We start from the raw sequence: 16,525 nt of genomic DNA, 5'->3' as shown, positions 1-16,525 counted from the left end.
TATTAAAACAGGGACGAACGACGATGTCAGATGTAAGCCTCGAAACAGTCGCCGGAAAGCTAGGCAGCTCCGGCTACGACGCCTTCATGAAGGCCCACCGCCACGCGCGCAGCGAAGGAAACCGCAACGTCGAGCTTTCGCACTGGTTCTATCACATGGTGGCCAACGAAAAGTCTGACATTTCCGTCTCCCTCATCAACTACGGCATTGATCGCTCCAAAGTGCTGGCTGAGTTGCAAAAAACCATCGACGATTATCGCAAGAACGTCACCGAGATGCCGGGCTTCTCGACCTCGGTGATTGATCTGCTGGATCGCGGCTGGCACTACGCCACGCTGCTCTTTGCCGAGCCGTCCATCCGCACCGGCCACCTTTTGGTGGCGGCGCTGAAATCCCGCAAGCTGGCGGAAACGCTCAAGGAATGTTCGCCCACCCTGTCCGGGCTCAATGTGGAAACCCTCGTCAATGATGCCCGCTCCGTCTGGTCCGCCTCCGATGAGGAAGACCAGCGCCCGATGGATGGCTCCGGCCTGTCCTCCGGCGGGGGCGGCGGCGGCGAAGGCTCGCCCACCGGCACCACCGCGCTGGATCGCTACTGCGTTGACCTCACCGCGCAAGCCGCTTCCGGCAAGATGGACCCGATCGTGGGCCGTGACGACGAAATCCGCAATATCATCGACGTGCTGATGCGCCGCCGTCAGAACAACCCCATCCTCACCGGTGAGGCCGGGGTCGGCAAAACCGCCGTGGTCGAAGGCTTCGCCCAGCGCCTCGCCGCCGGTGATGTGCCGCCACAGCTTCAAGGCAACCGCTTGCTCTCGCTCGATATGGGCCTGATGCAAGCCGGCGCCTCGATGAAGGGCGAGTTCGAGCAGCGCCTGCGCCAGCTCATCGACGAGGTGCAAGGCTCCGCCACGCCCATCATCCTGTTCATTGATGAAACCCACACCCTGATCGGCGCCGGCGGCGCTGCCGGCACCGGCGATGCGGCCAACCTGATGAAGCCCGCGCTGGCCCGTGGCACCCTGCGCACCATCGGCGCAACAACCTGGATGGAGTACCAAAAGTACTTCGAGAAAGACCCGGCCCTCACCCGCCGCTTCCAGCCCATCACCATTGATGAGCCGGATATCGAGAAGGCCTGCTACATGCTGCGCGGCATCATGGCCCCGATGGAAGCGCACCATAAGGTCCGCATCTCCGATGAGGCCATCGTCGCCGCCGTCCAGCTTTCCTCGCGCTATATCCCCGCGCGCCAGCTGCCCGACAAGGCCGTGTCCCTGCTCGATACGGCTTCGGCCCGCGTGGCGATCTCCCAAAGCACCACCCCCGCCCATGTGGCCGACCTCAAGGCCGCCATCGCCTCGGTCGATGCCGAACTGCTGGGCAAGGAGCGCCAGGCCGAGCTGGGAGAAACCAATCAGGACCGGATCGACGAGCTAAAGGCCGACCGCAGCAAGCTAGAGGATGATCTGGCCGCCACCATAGCCAAGTACGAGGAAGAGAAATCCATCGTGCAGGAGGTGCTCGAACTGCGCGCCAAGCTCACCGGCGAAGGCAGCGGCAAGCTCCCGGTTGACGAAGAGGGCGAAGTGCCCCCCACCCCCGAGGAAGCCGCCGAAGCCCAGGATGAGGCCGAGGAAACCGCCGATGAGGCCCCCGCCGAAGAGGCTCCCACCGAAGCGCCCGCAGACCTCCCCGAAGAGCACGCAGCCCCCGCCTCCGCCGAGGACGCCGAAAAGCTGCGCGAGGCGCTCGCCACCAAGGTCGCCGAGCTTGAGGAGCGCGACGCCGACGAGCGGATGATCTACTCCCACGTCGATTATCAGGCCGTCGCTAGCGTTGTCGGCGATTGGACAGGCATCCCCGTGGGCCGCATGGTCGCCGATGAGGTGCAGGCCATCCTCACCCTCGCAGACCGCCTCAAGGAGCGCGTCGTCGGGCAGGATCACGGGCTGGAGATGATCGCCAAGCGCATCGAAACCTCCACCGCCAAGCTCGACAACCCCGGCAAACCCATCGGTGTCTTCATGCTCGCCGGTCCCTCCGGCGTGGGCAAAACCGAAACCGCCCTGGCGCTGGCCGAGGCGATCTATGGCGGCGAGCAAAACGTCATCACCATCGCCATGTCCGAGTATCAGGAGGCCCACACCGTCGCCCTGCTCAAAGGCGCCCCTCCGGGCTATGTGGGCTACGGCGAAGGCGGGCGCCTCACCGAGGCCGTGCGCCGCAAGCCCTACTCGGTGGTGCTGCTTGATGAGGTCGAAAAGGCCCACCCCGATGTGCACGAACTCTTCTTCCAGGTCTTCGACAAGGGCCACATGGAAGACGGCTCCGGCCGCGGGATTGATTTCAAGAACTGCCTGATCCTGCTCACCTCCAACGCGGGCACCGATGTCATCATGGATATGTGCGCCCAGGGCGAGGCCCACCCAGACCCGGAAGCGCTGGCCGACGCGCTGCGCCCCTCCCTGCTGGAGGTCTTCCCGCCCGCTCTGCTGGGCCGCATCGTCACCATCCCCTACTACCCGCTCGGCAGCGAGGTGCTGGCCATGATCACCAAGCTCAAGCTCGGTTCCATCGTCAAACGCGTGAAGCAAAACCACAACGCCAGCATGGACCTGTCCGACGAGGTGATCGACCACATCGTATCCCAGTGCAACGACCCGGATTCGGGTGGCCGCATGATCGACAACATCATCACCAATTCCATCCTGCCCGATCTGTCGCGCGCCATCCTCGAAAAGGCGGTGAACGGCGATGAGCTGAAATCGGTGAAAGTAGGCGTGAAAGACGGCAATTTCGCCTACGATCTCGCCTGATCCATCCCCGGCCCGCCCCCCGCATTTTGAACGGGGCGGGCCACACGACCCCAAGCGTCAATTTTCGGCGTATCCCTATTGAAACCAATACTTTGGAAAGGAATAAACATGCCCTCAATCGAATGGATCGCAATCCAGGACCCGCTGGACAGCACAAAAGACATCGGCGCCGTCGGCTTTGTCGGCAATGATGTCGTCACCATCGTCAGCTTCTATGAAGGCGCCGATGCTGATCGTTCAGGCGATGTCAGCATGGGCGAGTGGCTGGTCTCCAAGCTGTCCCCACTCAGCGTAGACGGCATGGCCATCACCCAGGTTTGCATGGCCGCAAAATACGATGACCGCATCTTCATGCGCGATATGTCGATCATCGAAATGGCCAACAAGCAGTTCGCCCAATTCGCCACTTCGCTGGTGATGGATGGCATCTATGCGGTCTACTTCTCGCGCGGCGTCAAAATGGGCGGCAGCGCCATCGCCAAGTCGATCACCCAGTCGATGGTTAAGCAAATGATCATCCGCAAGGGCTTCGAGAAGGTCGCCAAAGAGGCGTACAAATCCACCTATTGATCGCGTGGCCCATGGCAAAAGGGCGGAGCCACCCGGCCCTGCCCGTTTTTTGCGCCCTGAGGGCCGTTGCGGGGCAGCTTGGGTCGGCGATCGGTCCAAGGCTCATCACAGCGGCACTCCCTCTCACACCCCGATTTTCTGCGCTTATCCCCCGTCATGGCGCGCTGCGTTAAGCCCTTCGCGGAAGCCAAAATCGCGTATGCATGGGTTGTGCATCCCTTGTGCATCGGTTGTGGCCCATTGCTTTTTAGGGTTAACGCGGCGTCATTTACCCCTGCGCGGTGGTTTAACGTTTTGCCGCGCCGCCGCCCGCCGCCCGTCTCGTTTTTGCCCTATTTCCTCGGCACGGTGCGAGCAGTCATCAAGGGGATCACCACCATGGACTTCATCGCTCACATCACCGTCGGCCATGTCATTTCGGCCTTTCTGGTCTGCGTGCTTCTGCGCGAAATCCTCATCACCGTGGCCGATTTCCTGCCCGACAGTCTCGCCGGGCCGAATGGCTGGATGATCGATACCAGCGACGATCTGGGCAAAAACGACTAAGTCTCTGGTTCCGCCGGGCTTTTCTCACGTAGCATCACCTGTAGATCGGCCACATTGGTGCCGGTCCCGCCCGTCATCAGCAGGTCTCCCACGGCCTTGAGGGCGGTGTAGGCATCGTTGCGCGCCAGGTGCTCGTGCAGGTCAATCCCCGCCTCTTTGAGCCGCGTGGCACTGGTGTCATCCACCAACCCGCCCGCCGCATCCGTCGGCCCGTCCCGCCCATCCGTTCCGCCCGACAAAAACACCCAAGGCGCCGGCCAGTCCGCCAGCCCCGCAATGGTTAACGCCAACTGCTGATTCCGCCCCCCAAGCCCCGGAGCGTCACACAACCGCACCGTCGTTTCGCCGCCATAAAGCAGCGTATCGGCATTATATCCCGCCTTTACAATAACTTCCGCCGCATCCTTCACGTTACCCTCCAGCGCAACCTCCTCCGCCTCAACCCCTGCCGCCTCCGCCATCGCCGCAAGGCTCACAGCGTTAGACCCGATGATCTCATTCTCACATTCAGGAAGGCTTGCATCCTCTTGATCAGGATTGGAAAGATGCGCTTTCACCGAGTCCGGCAATTGCTCCCAAATCCCCAGCTCTTGGCATAAATCCGCAGCACTTTCCCGTGTCCCAATCGGCCCCGCCGTCAACCCGCTGGCAATGGTCGAAAGATCATCCCCCAACACATCCGAAAGCACCAAAGCCCGCACCCGCCCCGGCCCCGCTGCACGCAAAAAACCTCCACCTTTTAAAAGGCTTAGCTGTTGGCGCACTTCGTTCATCTGGTGGATATCGGCCCCCGATCCCAGCAGCAAAGCGTTGACCGATGCCTTGTCCTCAAGGCTCACCCCTTCCACCGGCGCCGGCAACAAAGCCGACCCGCCCCCGGAAATCAACGCTAAAACATCTTCGCCACTTCCGAGATTTTCAAGCAATTCCAGTACTCTGCGGCCCGCTTTCAATCCACCCGCATCAGGCACCGGATGAGCCGCCACAATCACCTCAGCCCCCGCTATCTCAGTAGCATTCTCAGGGTTTGTCACCACCAGAGCCGCCTCAACCGGCCCCACCCGCTCCAGCGCGGCGCGGGCCATGGCGGGGGCCGCTTTTCCGACGGCAATCAACACCTTGCCACTCCACGGACGCGCCTCCAGCGCCCGCGCCACCGCCGCTTCAGGGTCAGCCGCGGCTACCCCGGCCTGAAAAATCTCAAAAGCCCGCTCTCGCAGGGCAGCACGGCGGGTTGCTAACGCTTCGTTCATATCCATACCCTATCCTCACCCATGCTTTGCCCCAAGACCAGCCACGCGCGCCGGGTTTGCCCCCACAGCATGGCAGTTGCCCGGTTTTTCACCCCGCGCTTTCCCTAGCGGCGTGAAAAAAACGTGAAGTAGGCTAGGATTGCCCCACCGCCTTGCTAACCTTGGCCAGGGCGATGGGGGATTCTATGAACCGCAACGATGATATCGAAGGCGATCAAGGTGCGCATCACGGCGTGCTTTGCATCCGTCTTTTCGGTGTGTTTGCTCTTTCGTGGGAAGACGGCGACGAGATCAAGGTGCGCTCCACCAAAATCCGCGCGCTCCTCGCCATGCTCGCGACCGCCCCCGAGGGCGCGCGCACCCGCGCCTGGCTGCAAGACATGCTATGGGGCCGCTCCGGGCACGAACATGGCCGCGCCAGCCTTCGCCGTGCGCTGACCGATCTGCGCACCCTGTTTGGAGATCACTTCGCCGCCCTCTTCGAGGTCAACAATACCGAAGTACAAATCCGGCTGACCAGGGTACGCATCACCGGCATGCTGGAAGACGGCGATTTCCTCGAAGGCACCGAGATCGCCGAAGCCGGTTTTGAGGAGTGGATCACTGTCCAACGGCGCTCAAACCGCACGTTGCTTTCAGCCGTGGCGCGTGGCCGTCCGGGCCGTATGGCACAGGAAATCCTGTCACGCGGGGGGCACCTGCACCCCTCCATTGCGATCCTGCCATTTGCCACCGCCCGTGGTTATCAAGGCCCGGCGCAGCTGGGTGATATGATCTCGGAAGAACTGTCGCGCACCCTGTCCCGCAGCCATCTTCTTGACGTCATTTCGCACCTTTCCAGCCGCCGGATGGATGCCCGCACCATCGCGCTTGATGAAATCCGCGAGTCGTTGGACGCCGATTATGTCGTGTGCGGTAACTATCGGACAACCGGTGATAAAATCATCCTCAACGCCGATTTCATCGACACCGCCACCGGCCGCATCGGCTGGACGCGCGAGCTTTCCGGCTCCACGCTAGAGTTTCTCAAAGGCGGTGATGATCTGGTGCTTAACCTGGCGGGTGAAATTGGCCGCGCGGTGATGGATACCTCGCTGGATCTGGCCGGTTCCGCGCCATTGCCCGATGTGGATAGCCACGCGATTTTGATGTCATCCATCACCCTCATGCACCGGCTTTCGGTGCAGAGTTTTGCCAAGTCGAAGACCTACCTCGAAGAGGTGATCACCCGCGTGCCTGACAGCGCCGTGTTGCATGGCTGGTTGGGCAAATGGCATGTACTTTCGGTCGTTCAGGGCTGGTCTTCGCGCCACGATGATGACACCCGCACAGCCCGCGACCACACCGCGCGGGCGCTGGATATCGAGCCGGATAACTCCTTCGCGCTCACCATGGATGGGCTGGTCAACAACAACCTGCTGCGCCGCCATGACATTGCCATGCGTCGCTTTGACGACGCCATTGAGCTTGATCCGAACAACGCGATGGCATGGTTGCTCAAGGGCGTGCTTCATGCCTTCACGGACGATGGGGAAGGCGCGGTAAACTACACCAACCGCGCCCGCGCCCTTTCACCGCTTGATCCGCATTCCTACTATTTTGATGCGCTCGCCGCCGCCGCGAGGCTCACAGCGGGCGATTATCAGGGCGCGCTGGAAATGGCGGATCGTTCAATGCGGGCCAACCGTCGCCACACCTCAACGCTGCGCGCCAAGGTTGTGGCGCTCTATTTTCTCGACCGGATGGAAGAGGCGCGCGACAGCGCCGAAACCCTTATGCGGGCTGATCCGGGCTTTAATATCCGCCAGTATTTACGAGACCACCCAGCCGCCGAATTTGAGTCAGGGCGGGACTGGGCAAAGGCCCTGCGGGAGGCAGGGGTTCCAAATTAAAGCTATTAGAACAAAGGATTAAAGCATGTCTATTGCATCAAGTGTGTCGGGTGTTTCCGGCGTAAGCGGCGTTTCAGGGGTGAGCGGCGTTTCGGGGGTTTCAGGGGTGAGCGGCGTTTCAGGGGTGAGCGGTGTGTCGGGCGTGAGCGGCGTATCGGGCGTTGGCGCGGGGTATTCGGGCTCTCTGTCGCAGGCCATCCTCACCGCGCGGGATGGCATTGTCGGGACCTATGAGGCCATTGCCGCCGCGCCCACAGCCATGCCCGCAAATGCCATTGCCACCCTTGAGGAATGGGGCGCCGTTGAGCGCGTCACCATGATCGGCGGCGAGTTGATGGGCAATATCACGGTGACAGGGTCTGGTGAAAGCGCCGCCGTCTATTCCCTTGAAAACACGGGCGGAGATTCGGATAATGCGCCGGGCGCACAGTATCACCGGCTGGCCAAACTCACCCGGCCGTCGCCCGATGATTTCCTCGCGCAAACCGCTCTGGTTCATAATTACGCTGATCTGCGGCCTGACCGGGCGGGCGAAATCCTCAACCAGATCGGCTACCCGACCGAGTTTTTCCAGCCGATCCTCGGGCTGCGTGCGGGCAGGCACAAATACACCATCGAGCTGATCGCGCTGGTGCAGGCGATCGCCTCCAACGTGGTGCTCCAGTGCAAGCACCGCCTCGCGTGCCTGCGCCCTGACCGCTACTCGGGCCAGCTTATGCCCATGATCCAAACGCCCGGTCACGGCGCTTTGCCCTCGGGCCACGCCACCGAAGCCCATATCGTTGGCCAAACGCTGGTGCATCTGATGAAGGGAAAGGCGCAGCTTCCAAAGCAAAGCGAAATGCTGCTGGCCCAGGCCGCAAGGATCGCGGTCAACCGCACGGTGGCAGGCGTTCACTTCCCGGCAGACAGCTTTGCAGGGGCGGCGCTTGGCCTTGCGCTGGCGGATTATCTCGCACAACGGGCGGGGGCAACCGGGGCGGAAGTGAAGGAAACCGCGTTCAACGGCCCCGGCGTGGACGACGAGGATTTCCACCTCTCCAAGGTCTATGATCTGGCCACCGACACGCCAAAGGAATTTGGCACCCTCATCACCCGTGGGAATGCGGTTGAAGGCGTCACCCCGGCTCCGCTGTTCAACTGGCTCTGGGGCAAGGCACGGGAGGAATGGGCAGATATCTGATCTGCACCATTCCCTCGCCTCAGCCCAGAAAGGTAAGCCATGACAAAGAGTTACGCATTCACCCCGGAGGATGATCCAAACGGCGTCACCGCGATGTTTGATCCCTATTCGGCCTGGTCGCTGCGCTATGCGCTCGACTTTGATCTCACCCGCATGGAAGACATCGAAGACCCGGATGACTTTCGCTACATGTTCACGGTCGAAACGTTTCAGGCGGGCCGGATCGAAGACCTGCCAGAGCCGTTCAAGGCCGAGGGGGCCGCGCCGGTGGTCGCCCTCACCACCGCGTCTGCGCCCGATGGCCCGGATGGTCTGGTGCAGGCCGCCGTGCAATCCATCGCGCCGTTTGATCCGGCAGACAACAGCTTTTCCGCCCTCGCCCCCTCCGCCGAAGAGGCCACCACCGCCGCCGCTGAGGAGGCGCCGCCGCGCTCCGCCGCCGAGGAAGAAACCGAGGCCAGCCGCGAGGAGGCCGAGGATAACGCCGCCCTCAGCCTGCGCGACGCCCTCCACTACCGCGCGCCCCTGCGCAAATCTTCCCTTCCCGAGCGGGCCGCGCAGCAGGTGGGCTATACCGCACAAGGTCTTTCCGAGAGCACCGCTGTGATCGTGGGCATTGTCGATGACGGGATCAATCCGCTGCATGAGGCCTTTCAGGACAGCGCCAAGAACACCCGGCTCGATTTTGCCTGGGTGCAAGACGCCGCCGCGCCCACTGGCACCACCACGGTGCCCTTTGGCCGCGAGCTGACCAAGCCCGAGATCGATGCGGCCCTCGCTTCAGGCCCCGCCCCCGAGCACGAAAAGCTCACCGCGCTCGGGCTCGCTGATTTTCGCCGGATGGGCGTGCACACGGTGGCGCAACGGCTTTCTCACGGAACCCATGTGTGCTCGCTCGCGGCGGGGGATGGGCCGGATGATCTGCGGCTGCTCACCGTGCAGCTTCCTGCGACGGTCACGCTCAATACCTCTGGCGCCTATGTCTCCCCTTTCGTGATGGCCGGGGTGGCGCATATCCTTGAACGGGCCTTCCTCATGTCACAGGTCGAGGGCTTCCCGATCCCGGTGGTGATCAACTTTTCCTATGCGCTTTCGGGCGGGCCGCACAACGGGCTGCACTTTCTGGAACGGGCGATTGATACGCTGGTGCAGGCGCATCTTGACCGGCTGGCAGAGCAGTTCCCAACCAAGCCCACGCGCGCGGTGGTCGAGGTGATTCTGCCCTCGGGCAACCGGGTGCTGGCACGCGGCCACGCCGAGATTGCGGGGCCAGCCTCCGGGCGCGGCGATAAAACCGCGCTCACCTTGCCGTGGCGGGTTCAGCCGGGCGATGAAAGCCCGAATTTTCTCGAAATCTGGATGCCCCGTGATGCCTCGGGCCTTGAGCTGTGGATCACCCCGCCGGGCGGTAGCGCGATCCGGGTGCAGGGCCTTGGCCCCAGCCAGGCGCTGGTGATGCACCCGGCGGGCGACCCTGCCTCAGTGATCGGGCGTATCTCGCTCGATCGACAGCGCGGCAACCCCGCCAGCGATGGGATTGCCCGCAAGAAGCGCGTGCTGATCGCGCTCACCCCGTCCTCCATGCCCGCCGCCTCCAAGCAAGAGCCTGCGCCCTCGGGGCTTTGGCTGGTAGAGCTGAAGGCGCGCATCTCCGAGGGCGAAAAGATAGAAGCCTGGATTCAGCGTGATGACGCGCCGCTTGGTTACCGCAGGCAAGGCCGCCAAAGCTATTTTGATGACCCGCTTTATGAGCGCTGGGATGCAGGCGGCGACATCAACCACGAGGATAGCGGCCCGTCCGTGGTGCGCCGCTCCGGCTCCTTGAACGGCATCGCCACAGGCCGGGCCAGCACCGTGATTGGCCCCTCGATGACACGCAATCCAAAGGAAAGCCTCAAATATGCACCCGTCGGCGGCCATAAAGAGCGGGCCTCGGCCGCTTACGGTGCCGCCAGTTCGCCCACGATGCGCCAGCCGGATGCTTCGGCGGAAGCGGATCGCTCAAAAGTGGCTGCGGGGGTGATCGCCGCAGGGGCAGCCTCGGGCAGCCGGGTGGCGATGAACGGCTCCTCCGTGGCCGCGCCCCAGTTTGCCCGCCATCTGGCCGAAGAGTTGATGGGCAGCGGCCCACCCAACCCCGAGGTCTGGCCGGTGGCCGGTGTCGCCAGCCAGCGTGCGCGCCTTGGCACCCGCGCGTTGCCGCCACAAGTGCTGGCGATGGCCGAGCAAAGGTAACGAAGGCTCCCGCCCCCGGCGCATGGGATTTCCGCGCCGGGGGAAGGGCATGAGACTGAACATTAAAGAAGGATAGAGAACGTGCGCTTTTGCCTTCACACGGGCGAGTTTGATTACAAAACCTCGGATAATGAGGCCAGCGAACTGCGGCCGGGCTACCTGTTTGCCGATGCTGCCGCTGAAGAGCGGCTGGAGCTGAACCGGGTGTTGACGCGCCTTGGTAACGCGATGGACGAGACCGATGAAGCCGCCCCGCCCCTCGCCCCGCCTCTCCTTGCGCTGGCAGAGATCGCGCTGCCCACGTTGCTGTGCCTTTGTGATGCGGCCAAGGCCCGCGACACACCGCGCCCGGATCTGCACGCCTCTACCCTTGTCCCGCTCGACCGCGACGATGTGGCCGAGAATTTCCGCGTGATCGGCACTTTGGCCCCCCGCGCCCGGCCGGCTCCCAGCCCGGCTGCGGCCCAAATGCTGGCCACCCTCGCCGCCTGCGAAGCGCCGACGGATGCGTTTTACTGGCTCCTGATCCATCGCCTTCTTCCCGCGCTATGCGAGGCAAACACCCTTGCTGCCCTGCGCGAAAGCCGTGCGCCGATCTACGCCATGGCCGCCGAGGCCGCCGGAGCACCACCGCTGCCGCTGGAATTTGCCTACGCGCTCCTCGCCGCTGCGCCGCCGAAGGGCCAACCCGCCGCGCAGATCCTCTCCATGGCCTATTGGCTCAACGTGCCCACCGCACAAGGCGTGCTCACCGCGCTGCGCCAGCGCGACAACGCCGCCGCGCAGCCGGGCCACATGCCCTTCATGACTTTCCTTGATCGCACCGATCTGAACCGTGGCACCACCGGCGAGGTGGTGGTGGGGCATGATCTGCACAAGCGCACGCCGCTGTGGTTTTACCTGATGCGCGAGCGCTCCCTGATGGCCGGGCGCTCGGGGCTGGGGCCACTTGGCGGGCGGTTGTTTGGCGAAGGGGTGATGGGGCTGATCGCCGCGCTCAAGAGCCGGGTTGACCCATTTGCCGGTGAAGGCACAGGCTGGACCCCGCCGCAATCGGTGCTCGACCTCACGGCAAAAACCTAGCCGAGGCCCTATGGCTCGTGGAAGGCCTCGCCTGCCTTGGTCAGCGGTTTGGTGAGGTATTGCAGCACCGTCTTTTCGCCTGTGTGCAGCTCAACCTGCGCCACCAGACCGGGGCGAATTTCGATGCTGGACTGGCGCTCTGTCATGGCGCTGCGATCCACCGCCAGCGTGACGCGGTAATGCGGGTCACCATCCGGCTTGCGCTCGTCCTTGAAGGTATCGGCGGAAACAAATTTCACCTCCCCCTTCAACGAGCCGTAGATCGTGTAATCATAGGCCGAAAGCTTGATCGTCGCCTCCTGACCGGGGCGCACCGAAGCAATGTCTTTTGGCTTCACCCGCGCCTCGACAAACAGATCATCCCCCATCGGAATGATCTGCAAAATCTCTTCACCGGGGCGCACAACGCCGCCGATGGTTGAAACCGACACGCTGTTGACGATGCCTTTCATCGGCGAGGTAATCTCGGTGCGGGCAAGCTGATCGGCGCTGATCTTGAGTTGCTGGCGCAGGGTCGTCAGCTCGCGCAGCGTTTCGGCATATTCATCGGCGCGCTTCAACTCGGCCTGGCTGATCACCTCATCATATTTGGCCCGCGCATCCGAAGCCGCCTTGCGGGTGCGGGTGACTTCGATGAGGGCAACAACCCGCTCGTCGAGCAGGTTTTCCATCAACTCGTTTTCGCGCTCGGCCTGTTCCAGCACGTTGCGCGCGCCATCCGAGCGGGCAACGTAATCGGTTTGGCGGGCGTTCAGAAGAGCGCGCTCAGAAGCCACGATCTCGGGGTTGCGGGCCGAAAGGTTGGCAGGCACGTCAAAGTCAAACTGCCCGGCCATCTCGGCCTCAAGCCGCAGGCGGCGAATTTCCATTGCGGTGATCTTGTCCGAAAGGTCATCAGCCGTGGTCTGAAACCCGGTGCCTTGCAGCCGTGCCAGCACATCGCCCGGCTCCACCACATCCCCCTCGGAAACCGCAAGCTCGCCCAAAATCCCGCCTTCGAGGTTTTGGATGATTTGCGGGCGCGAGGCCGAAACCAGCTCAGCCGGGGCACGCACGATCTCATCCACGCGGGCAAACGCGGCCCAGACAATAAAGATCATCAGCGCGGCCCAGATCGTCCAGATCAGCATCGAAGGGCTTTTGAGGCGGCGATCGAGCTGGCCATCGAACGAGCTGTCATAGGTGGTCATGCCGCGCCTCCGGTTGCCTGTTTCACCGCCGCCGGCCTAGGGCCTGCCTGCGGCGTGGCCAAACCGGCCTTCTTCATGTGGCCCAGCACCTCATCGCGGGGCCCTTCCACCGCAAGGCGGCCGTTTTGCAGCACGATCACGCGGGAGGTCAGCTGAAGGATCGGCAGGCGATGGGTGGCAATCACCGCCGCCCGGCCTTCAAGCCATGTGCCAAGTCGCGCAACGATCTGGCTTTCGAGGTTCTGGTCAAAGGCCGCTGTCGGCTCATCGAGCAGCAGCACGCCGGGGTCTTGCAGCCAGAGCCGCGCCCAGCCGATTGACTGGCGCTGCCCAACCGAAAGCCCCTCGCCGCCATCGCGGATTTCAAAATCAAGCCCCTTGGCATGGCCGCGCACATGCGCCCCCACCCCGGCAAAATCGAGCGCCTCCAACAGGCGGTCATCATCGCGCTCCAGCAGGTGCATGTTGAGGTTGTCCCGCAGGGTGCCCGCCACCAGCCGCACATCCTGTGAGAGGTAGCCGATGCCACGGCGCAGATCGGTCGGCTCGATCTGGCCCATATCGGCGCCGTCCAGCATCACCCGGCCCTGGGTTGGCGCGTAAAGCCCCGAGAGTATCTTGAGCAAGGTGGATTTGCCCGAGCCATTGGCCCCAAGCACCGCCACCCGCTCCCCCGGAGCCAGCTTCAGCTTGTTGATATCGAGCACCGGGGCCGCGTCATCGCCATAGGCGAAGCGTGCCTCGCGCAGCTCATAGGTGCCGCTGAACTTTTCGCGGCGCAGATAGCGGCGACCTTCTTCCATGTCTTGCGGCGCGGCGGCGATGGTATCCAGCCCCGCCAGCGCGTTCTTGACGTTGGACCAGCGTGCCAGCGTGCCGGCAAGCTGCGACAGCGGCGCGAGGGTTCGGCTTGTCAGGATGCCCACGGCGATGATCGTGCCAACGGTGAATTCCCCGGCAAACACCATGAAAGTGCCCAGCACCACCGCGCCCACATAGGTCGCCTGCTGCACGCCCTGACTCCAGAACGTGAGCCCAGCCGCCAGCCGCCGCTGCTCGGAAGATTTCAACGAAGACAGGGCGTTAAGCTCGTCCCAGGCGCGCAACACCCGGTCTTCGCCGCGCTGCGCCTTGATGGTATCAAGCTCATAGATCGCCTCGTGCAGCACCCGGCCCGCCTTGACAGAGGCCCCTTGGGTTTCCTTGGTGAGTTGCATCATCCGGCGCTGCATCAGCCAGCCGGGCAGCACCATCAAGATGCCCCCCAGCACCAGAACCCACACCACCGGCCCGGCGATCAGGCTCACCAGCAGGAGGAACAGCGCAATGAAGGGCAGGTCGGTCAGCGTGCCGATGGTGGAGGCGGTAAAAAACTCACGCACCGAGCCAAATTCACGCATCGTGGCAAACAGTTCCGAGGGGCTGTGGCTGCGCTTGTCCGAGCGCATCCCAACGATGCGGCTCATCAAAAGGCGCTGCACCGAAAGCTCAATCGCACGCCCGCCGCCATCCATCAGCCGTGAGCGGGCCAGCTTGAGAAGGCCCTCAAGCAGGATCGCAAGCGCCGCGCCAAGCGCCAGCACCCAAAGCGTGGCGAGCGATTGATGCGGGATCACCCGATCATACACCTGCAAGGAAAACAGCGCGACAGCGACAGCCAGCAGGTTGGCCACAAAGGAGCCAACGGCAATTTCACCGATGAACCGGCGAAAGCGCGGGAACTCGCCCCAAAACCAATGCGGTTTCTTGCCGCCGGTGCCGTGGTTCTGCGCCACCTGCTCCAGCGTGACCTCGGCCTTGAGCAACCGCCCGGCATAAACCGGCCAAAACTCATCCGCCGGGATATAGGCGCGGTTGTCGGCGCAAGTGGTGTCATACACCGCCAGCCGGTCGGCCTGTTGTGACAGGACCAGCACAAGCTGGCCGGATTTCATTTGCGCAATGGCAGGCCAGGCATCGGCACCGGGGCGCGCCACTTTGCGGATATTGGCGAGCATACCGTTGGCCGCAAGGACGCTGCACAGGGTTTCCACCGTTACCGCGCGTGCACCCTGGCCAGAACGGGCAATCGCCTCGGCCAGATCGCGGCCCAAAAGCTCTTTGCCCAGCAGCCCGGCATAGGTGGCCGCCAGCGCGGCGCGGGGGGCCAGCGTTCCATCTAGCTGCGGCGTGGCGGGGGCAATTTTTGCGGGTTGGTCGGGCACGGCCTGCGGCGGCGTGGGAAGCTCCATCGCCGGGCCTCGCTTGATAAGCGGGCGGCGGCGGGGCGCGGGTGCTTCGGCCACCGGGGCGTTCTCAAGGGGGGGCGCAGCGGTGACACCGGGCGTTTCTCCCTGCGCGGCGACCTTGCCTTCATCGTTCACAACCCCCCGGATGCCGGAGCGTGACATCTTGAGCTTCAGCGAGGTGCGGGGCGCATCCGTTGTCATATCCGGCTTCCGTCTACCAGTTGGCCAAGGGCGGCTGCGATCTTGAGGCGGGTCAGGGAAACCTTGTAGCTGGTTTGCACCCGCTCCCGCTCGGCATCGAGCCATGTTTCAAAGGTGTTGGCGACCTCAAGCACCTGCCGCGTGCCCGATTCATACTGCCGGTCGAAAATCTCGAAGTTGTCTTTTGCGCGAGCGGCGAGAGCCTTTTGCTCGCCTTCCTGACGCTCCTGCGCGATCAGGTTCTGGCGCAGCCTGGCAAGGGCGCGGGCGCTGTCTTCGCGGGCCTGCGAAACCGCGCGCTCGGCCCCATCCTCTGCGGCTTTCAGCGCCTTGAGGTTGGCCGCCGTGCCAAAGCCGAAGCCATTGTCAGCCCCCACTGTCAACGCGCCGTCACCGCCATCGCCCAACTGTTGCGAGGCTTTGACACCGGGAAGAAAGCCTGCGCGATTCATCTTGGCCTGCGCCACGATCCGGGTCTTGTCTGCCTCGGCTTTCAGCACGCCCAAAGGCTCTACATTGCTGCCCGTGTTGCGCACGCCGGTGCGGCCACGCAGGTCTTCCAGCGGGCGCACGGACATGGCGTTCAACTCGGCGAGCGCTGCGGCGGCCGTCTCGACCCCCTCATGCAGATCAGCCTCAAGCTCGGCGCGTTTCTGGCTCATCACGGCCAGTTGCGAGCGGTCAGACACGCCGCCATCAACACGCTTTTGCATGACCCACTCGAAATGTTTCATCTTTTCCATCGCACGGGCCGAAACCTCGGCCTCGGCGCGGCCCTGCTCGGAGGCAAGGTAAAGCGACAGCGCGGTCAGCACCCGCGCGTTGCTGTCTTCGCTCAAAACCACGGCGGCATATTCCACATCGGCGGCGGCAAACACGCGTTCGGCCTTCTTGCGACCATTGTCAAAAAGCACCTGCTCCACGATCAGCGAGGTCACCAGATCACCGAGCGATGAAAGCGAAACCCTGGGGCCAATGGTTGGCAGCCAGTTCTTTTCAGCCGCGACGGCGCGCAGGCGTGCGGCCCTGAGATCCGCCTCGGCGGCGCGGGCGTTGGCGGCCAGCACCGCATCGGTGACCTTTGCATAGGGGCTGCCCGGCACAATCACCGATTCGCGGCGCATCAGGTCCGCGATGATTGCACTTTCTGACGCTTCTTTCTGGGAGAGCGTGGTGGCTTTGGCCGGGTCACTCGCCCCACGGCTCGCCTCCGCGCCATCGCCTCCGTCGAGACACCCCGACAGCAAGGCCACGGCGCACACCGATAGCCACGTGGTTCCTTTACGGGCGTGCCTCATGCCGCCTCCTATCCCTGCCTTGTG

11 protein-coding genes are annotated in these 16,525 nt (G+C 63.4%); 7 read left to right on the top strand and 4 right to left on the bottom strand.

The window, feature by feature from the left end:
• The first annotated feature begins 23 nt into the window (after positions 1–23).
• From tssH to P1U55_RS07260, 3 genes are all read left to right on the top strand, one after another.
• On the top strand, positions 24–2,822 hold the full coding sequence (tssH, locus tag P1U55_RS07270) for a type VI secretion system ATPase TssH (RefSeq protein WP_301046874.1): 2,799 nt from the start codon (positions 24–26) through the stop codon (positions 2,820–2,822).
• 108 nt (positions 2,823–2,930) lie between these two features.
• Complete coding sequence (locus P1U55_RS07265) at positions 2,931–3,392, top strand: hypothetical protein (protein ID WP_301046873.1); 462 nt, start codon at positions 2,931–2,933, stop codon at positions 3,390–3,392.
• A gap of 378 nt (positions 3,393–3,770) precedes the next feature.
• Positions 3,771–3,938 (top strand): hypothetical protein, encoded by a 168-nt coding sequence (locus tag P1U55_RS07260; RefSeq protein WP_301046872.1) that lies wholly within the window; start codon positions 3,771–3,773, stop codon positions 3,936–3,938.
• Here P1U55_RS07260 and P1U55_RS07255 read toward each other — a convergent pair.
• Positions 3,935–5,191: a DUF4147 domain-containing protein gene (locus tag P1U55_RS07255; RefSeq protein WP_301046871.1), complete on the bottom strand. Its 1,257-nt coding sequence runs from the start codon at positions 5,189–5,191 to the stop codon at positions 3,935–3,937. The genes P1U55_RS07260 and P1U55_RS07255 overlap by 4 nt on opposite strands.
• Positions 5,192–5,376: 185 nt before the next feature.
• Between P1U55_RS07255 and P1U55_RS07250 the strand changes: the two genes are divergently transcribed.
• The 4 genes from P1U55_RS07250 (at position 5,377) to P1U55_RS07235 (ending at position 11,584) form a co-directional block, all read left to right on the top strand.
• Positions 5,377–7,083 (top strand): hypothetical protein, encoded by a 1,707-nt coding sequence (locus P1U55_RS07250; protein WP_301046870.1) that lies wholly within the window; start codon positions 5,377–5,379, stop codon positions 7,081–7,083.
• 25 nt (positions 7,084–7,108) lie between these two features.
• On the top strand, positions 7,109–8,266 hold the full coding sequence (locus tag P1U55_RS07245; protein WP_301046869.1) for a phosphatase PAP2 family protein: 1,158 nt from the start codon (positions 7,109–7,111) through the stop codon (positions 8,264–8,266).
• A 39-nt stretch (positions 8,267–8,305) separates the two neighbouring features.
• On the top strand, positions 8,306–10,501 hold the full coding sequence (locus tag P1U55_RS07240; protein ID WP_301046868.1) for a hypothetical protein: 2,196 nt from the start codon (positions 8,306–8,308) through the stop codon (positions 10,499–10,501).
• Positions 10,502–10,582: 81 nt separating this feature from the next.
• The gene (locus P1U55_RS07235) at positions 10,583–11,584 is read left to right on the top strand and encodes a hypothetical protein (RefSeq protein WP_301046867.1); all 1,002 of its coding nucleotides are present in this window, start codon (positions 10,583–10,585) and stop codon (positions 11,582–11,584) included.
• 8 nt (positions 11,585–11,592) lie between these two features.
• Here P1U55_RS07235 and P1U55_RS07230 read toward each other — a convergent pair whose 3' ends face one another.
• From P1U55_RS07230 to P1U55_RS07220, 3 genes are read right to left on the bottom strand one after another with little or no spacing between them, the layout of a single operon-like run.
• The gene (locus tag P1U55_RS07230; RefSeq protein WP_301046866.1) at positions 11,593–12,774 is read right to left on the bottom strand and encodes an HlyD family efflux transporter periplasmic adaptor subunit; all 1,182 of its coding nucleotides are present in this window, start codon (positions 12,772–12,774) and stop codon (positions 11,593–11,595) included.
• Positions 12,771–15,203, bottom strand: coding sequence for an ATP-binding cassette domain-containing protein (locus tag P1U55_RS07225; protein ID WP_301046865.1), 2,433 nt, complete (start codon positions 15,201–15,203; stop codon positions 12,771–12,773). The genes P1U55_RS07230 and P1U55_RS07225 overlap by 4 nt, the downstream gene beginning before the upstream one ends.
• On the bottom strand, positions 15,200–16,501 hold the full coding sequence (locus P1U55_RS07220; protein WP_301046864.1) for a TolC family protein: 1,302 nt from the start codon (positions 16,499–16,501) through the stop codon (positions 15,200–15,202). The genes P1U55_RS07225 and P1U55_RS07220 overlap by 4 nt, the downstream gene beginning before the upstream one ends.
• Positions 16,502–16,525 lie beyond the last annotated feature (24 nt).

It is taken from the genome of Vannielia sp., assembly GCF_029212645.1.
In the GTDB taxonomy this organism is placed as follows: domain Bacteria; phylum Pseudomonadota; class Alphaproteobacteria; order Rhodobacterales; family Rhodobacteraceae; genus Vannielia.
This window is presented reverse-complemented; position numbering and strand designations above follow the sequence as displayed.